Genomic DNA, 4,919 nt, shown 5'->3' with positions numbered 1-4,919 from the left:
GCCCCTCCTTCACCTGATCCGGTGAAGCGTCGCAACGCGCGAAGTCTTAAAAAAGCTGACAGCGGTGTATCCTAAGGTGCCCTGAACGGTCATGACCCGAACCTCGCAGTCGTTCGGAAGAGGTCCTCATTAAGCCAGCACCATTGCTCCGGTACCGTCCGTATTTTGCCAGCGTCGCAACCCGCTGGAGCGGTGGGGCATCAAGTTAGCTGCGACCTATATTGGCGAGGTTCGCGCCACAGAGGAGACCGCACCATGAAATACAATCAACTCAACGACGAACAGCTCTCGCTCGCAACTGGTGGCAGCTAGGGACGCGCCGCCCGCAGCGCTCCTAGAGGCAACGGCACCGGCGGCGGCGACGGACTAGGATGGCTTCGCAACTTCATAAGAGCGGTCGATAAAGCTCTGCGGATTTGAGTAGGAAGCTGCCCGCCGGTTCTTGCCGGCGGTTTTTTGCCCTCAACTCACGATGCTGAAGTTGGCTGTTATCACGGTTGCGGCCGTGGCCCCGTTGAGCCACACCGCCGTATCGCCATCGACCTGCACAACGAAGTAAGCTCCGTTCTGGTAGGAGTGCGATATCACGTCAGCGAACGACGTGAAGCCCGACCCGTTGAGCTGAACGATGTCGGTTGCGGCGTTCCAGTCCTGAACGACTTGCACGCTGTCCTCGTTGCTTGATGCAAAAGTGTTATTGCCTCCCCCACCGAAATAGTAGTTCACGCCTAGGCCACCGTCGAAATAGTCGTTACCAGCAGCGCCTAGGAGGACGTCCACGCCGTTGCCTCCGAACATGGTGTCATTGCCTGTCCCCATGTAGAAATAGTCTTGTCCATCACCGCCGTAAGCAACGTTGGCGCCAACGCTCAGCACGAAAATATCGTTACCTGCGTTGCCTTCCGCCGTCACTCCATTTCCGCCGTACGAATAGAAGTAGTCTCCGCCATCTCCGCCTCGCAACGTATCGCTCGACCCTTCTGAAATTAGGACGTCAATGCCATCTCCACCGTCTAAAATATTGTCGCCGCTTCCTCCGAACAGATAATCCTGACCTGCACCGCCATTTAAAGCATCGTTTCCATCTGCGCCGATCAGAATATCGACCCCATTTTCTCCGAACATCGCATCGTTACCGCCTAACCCATACAAATAGTCGTCGCCCCAATAGCCGTGCAGCGTATTCGGTCCAATCTCGCCAATGATAATGTCGTTGCCGAGACTGCCGTAAGCGACTTGGATGTTGAACACACCATCGTGCCCCACCGAGGGCCCGATCGCGTAATGCGCCCCGAGATCAAGCGTTACGCCGCCGGCAATCCCTGAGTAGCTGATAGTATTTATTCCCGTTCCACCATCGTAGACGTCACGGTCCCCATCGTCGAGTCCCGCCGATAAGTAGTCATTCCCACCACCACCATTCAACGTATCAGCACCTTCATTTCCATAAATGACATCGTTGCCACCTCCGCCGTTTAGGACCTCTGCAAAGACATCGCCCGCGAGGATCCGATTGGCGCCGCTGGCAGAGAATTGCAGCGTGCCGACGTCTGATGTTGCGAACTGTTCTATGAACGTGTTGTAGGGCCGATAACTTTCCTGAAGGAAAGTTCCATCCACGAGATAAAAGTTCAAAAAGTAGTCATAATCTCCATTGCCATAATTATAAAATCGCGCTTGCACAGAAGATACATCCACGAGATTTCCGAGAAAGAGATAGGTGTCGACGCCATCGCCGCCGGTTGCACCTAACGCTCCGTATCCGAAATTGAAAACTATGGTGTCGTTTCCCGCACCACCATCCATGAAACCAGCACCGATTCCCCCGTTCGCGAAAGTCGCTCCAAGTCCGCCATCGATATAATCATCTCCTCCCAAACCGGTGATTGTGTCTCGACCGTCGGTCCCCGTTATAGTGTCGTTGCCAGAAGTGCCTACGATGGTTGCCATGGATCACGCTCCCAAAAAAGCAAACTCGTCGAACGAGATTGATTGTCCCTATTCATCCAAATCTAAACATACTTGCGTCAAGATCACTCGGCCCTTTTCCGATCAGCCAGGCCACATTCCCAGCGGCATCTGTGATGATCGTCGTGTTGATGCCCGCGACGTAGAACGAAGCCGCTTGCACGTCAGCAAACGAATGCAGCGACGTCCCGGAGAAATTCAGAACGTCGTGTACTCCGCCCGTGTTGAAGTCCTGGATCACCATGACCTCGGCGTGGGTGTCGTCGATCGTAAATGTGTCTGAACCCAACCCGCCCCAAGCATAGTCGACCCCGCCGCCACCTTTGATCAAGTCGGCACCGGATCCCATCAGGAAAACGTCGACGCCGACGCCGCCGGTAATTGTGTCACCGCCGTTCGAGCCGTAGACATAGTTTTGGCCCGAACCGCCGTAGATGACATTGCCGTCTGCCTCGCTGGAGGAGATGAAGATGTTGAGGCCTGAACCGCCTGCCATGGTGTCGACGCCTGCGCCGCCGTAGAAATAATTGGTGCCGGTGCCGCCATAGAGGTAATCAGCACCATCTTCCCCATACATCACGTTGACATCGGAGGCAGCCGTTCCGCCAGAACCGACGAGAGAATCCGAGCCATCGCCGCCGAACAGGTAACTGAAACCCGGCCCGCCGTAGATCGCGTCATTGCCGCCTTGCCCTAGCAGGACATCAAGCCCGGCTCCGCCGACGAGAATGTCGTCTCCTGCACCGGCATAAATGTAGTCGTTGCTGTCGCCACCATTGCCATAATCATTGCCGTTGCCAAGCACAACGATGTCGGCACCGTCACCGCCATAGGCGATGTCACTGTCATCAGTGCCATAGATGGCGTCATTTCCAGCAGTCCAGTTGCTGGTTTCTCCTACGGCATTTAGAATTGTGACCGAGATCGACTGGGTGTCGATGCCGCCGTGGCCGTCTGAGACCTGCAGGGTCAGGTCGTAGACGTTGTTGCCACCAGCATCGGTCGGCGCCTCAAAGTTCGGTGCGGTGACGAACGATAGCGCCCCAGTCGAAGCGTGAATGGTGAATACGCTCGCGTCCGCGCCTCCAATGATCGACGTCAGGGTCGGTGGCCGTCACAGTGGTAACGGTAGTGGTGTTCTCTGCAATGGATATCGCTGCCGTGTTGCCGCCGCCGTTTGAGGTGATCACCGACGCCTCGTTGATGTCGGTTACCGTGACCGCGACAGCTTGATTGTCAGTGCCGCCATTGCCGTCTGAGACCTGCACGGTCACGTCATAGACGTTGTTGCCACCAGTATCGGTCCGCAGTTCAAAGTTCGGCGCGGTGACGAATGATAGCACCCCTGTCGAGGGGGCGATCGTGAATTTGCTCGCGTCCGCGCCACCATTGATCGAGTAGATGAGCGTCTGCGCGACGTCAGGGTCGGTCGCCGTCACAGTGGTAACGGTAGTGTTGCTCTCTGCAATGAATACCGCTACCGTGTTGCCGCCGCCGTTCGAGGTGACGGTCGGAGCACGGTTCTCAAAAACATCGGTCACTGTGACCGCGACAGCTTGAGTGTCGGTGCCACCATGGCCGTCTGAGACCTGCACGGTCACGTTGTAGATATTGTTGCCCCCCACGTCGTTCGGCAGTTCGAAGTTCGTCACGGTGAGGAACGATAGTGCCCCTGTCGTCGAGCCAATCGTGAATTTGCTCGCGTCCACGCCTCCAATGATCGAGTAGCTGAGCGTCTGCCCGAAGTCGGGATCGGTCGCCGTCACAGTGGTGACGGTAGTGGTGTTCTCAACAATACTTATCGCCGACGTGGCGCCGCCGCCGTTCGTGATGATAATGGGGACGGTGTTCTCAAAGACGTCGGTTACAGTGACCGCGATAGCCTGGGTGTCGATGCCACCACTCCCATCTGAAACCTGGACAATAACGTCATAGATGTTGTTGCCAGCCGCGTCGGTCCGCGCTTCAAAGTTTGGTGCTGTAATGAATGAGAGTGCGCCCGTCGTAGAGCTAATGGTGAATTTGCTCGCGTCCGCGCCTCCAATGATCGAGTAGCTCAGCGTCTGCCCGTCAGGGTCCGCCGCCGCAACAGTGGTGACCGCAGTGGTGTTCTCCGCAATGAATATCGGCGCCGTGTTGCCGCCACCGTTCGAAGTAACTATCGGTGCGCTGTTCTCGGTGGTGGTCACCGTGAACGAAGTAGTCAGACCAAGAGCAGCAAGTTCCGCGCCCGAGTACCAACGCGAGTTTCCAGCATTGTCGACCATATTGAGCTGAGTGACATTGTAAGTGCCGGTCCCGCTGTAGGAAGACAGCGTTTGTGTCCATGAGGATTGGCCATCGCTGAAGGAATCCTGGAAAACGTCAAAGCCAAATCCGCTGGTGGTCGAAGTGACGCCGTTGGTGACGTAGCTGATCTGCCTATCGAAAAAGATCGCGGCCTGACTGACACCAGACAGATCGTCCAAGGCACCGAGCGTAAAAGTCGCTGCTTGCCCGGCACCGCTCACGTTCACGGTACCAGGCAGAGTCAGGAAAGTTGGTGTCGGTGCCGTCGTATCCGCGCTGCCTCCAGCTACCGTGAACGAAGTAGTCAGACCAAGAGCAGCAAGCTCCGCGCCCGAGTACCAACGCGAATTTCCAGCATTGTCGACCATATTGAGCTGAGTGACATTGTAAGTGCCGGTCCCGCTGTAGGGAGACAGCGTTTGTGTCCATGAGGATTGGCCATCGCTGAATGAATCCTGGAAAACGTCAAAGCCAAATCCGCTGGTGGTCGAAGTGACGCCGTTGGTGACGTAGCTGATCTGCCTATCGAAAAAGATCGCAGCCTGACTGACACCAGACAGATCGTCCAAGGCACCGAGCGTAAAAGTCGCTGCTTGCCCGGCACCGCTCACGTTCACGGTACCAGGCAGAGTCAGGAAAGTTGGTGTCGGTGCCGTCGTATC

General features: G+C 56.3%; 3 protein-coding genes. All 3 read right to left on the bottom strand.

What is annotated here, in order from left to right:
• Positions 1-462 precede the first annotated feature (462 nt).
• Positions 463-1,950, bottom strand: a complete 1,488-nt coding sequence (locus tag JQ575_RS43795; RefSeq protein WP_212039332.1) for a calcium-binding protein — start codon at positions 1,948-1,950, stop codon at positions 463-465.
• 52 nt (positions 1,951-2,002) lie between these two features.
• Positions 2,003-2,881: a calcium-binding protein gene (locus JQ575_RS43790; protein WP_312016141.1), complete on the bottom strand. Its 879-nt coding sequence runs from the start codon at positions 2,879-2,881 to the stop codon at positions 2,003-2,005.
• 97 nt (positions 2,882-2,978) lie between these two features.
• Positions 2,979-4,919 (bottom strand): cadherin domain-containing protein (locus JQ575_RS43785; RefSeq protein WP_212039330.1); only part of this gene is annotated, 1,941 nt, incomplete at its 5' end.

Source organism: Bradyrhizobium sp. JYMT SZCCT0428, assembly GCF_018131075.1.
Classification (GTDB): domain Bacteria; phylum Pseudomonadota; class Alphaproteobacteria; order Rhizobiales; family Xanthobacteraceae; genus Bradyrhizobium.
Note: the sequence above shows the minus strand (reverse complement) of the source record. Positions and strands in the feature narration are given on the sequence as shown.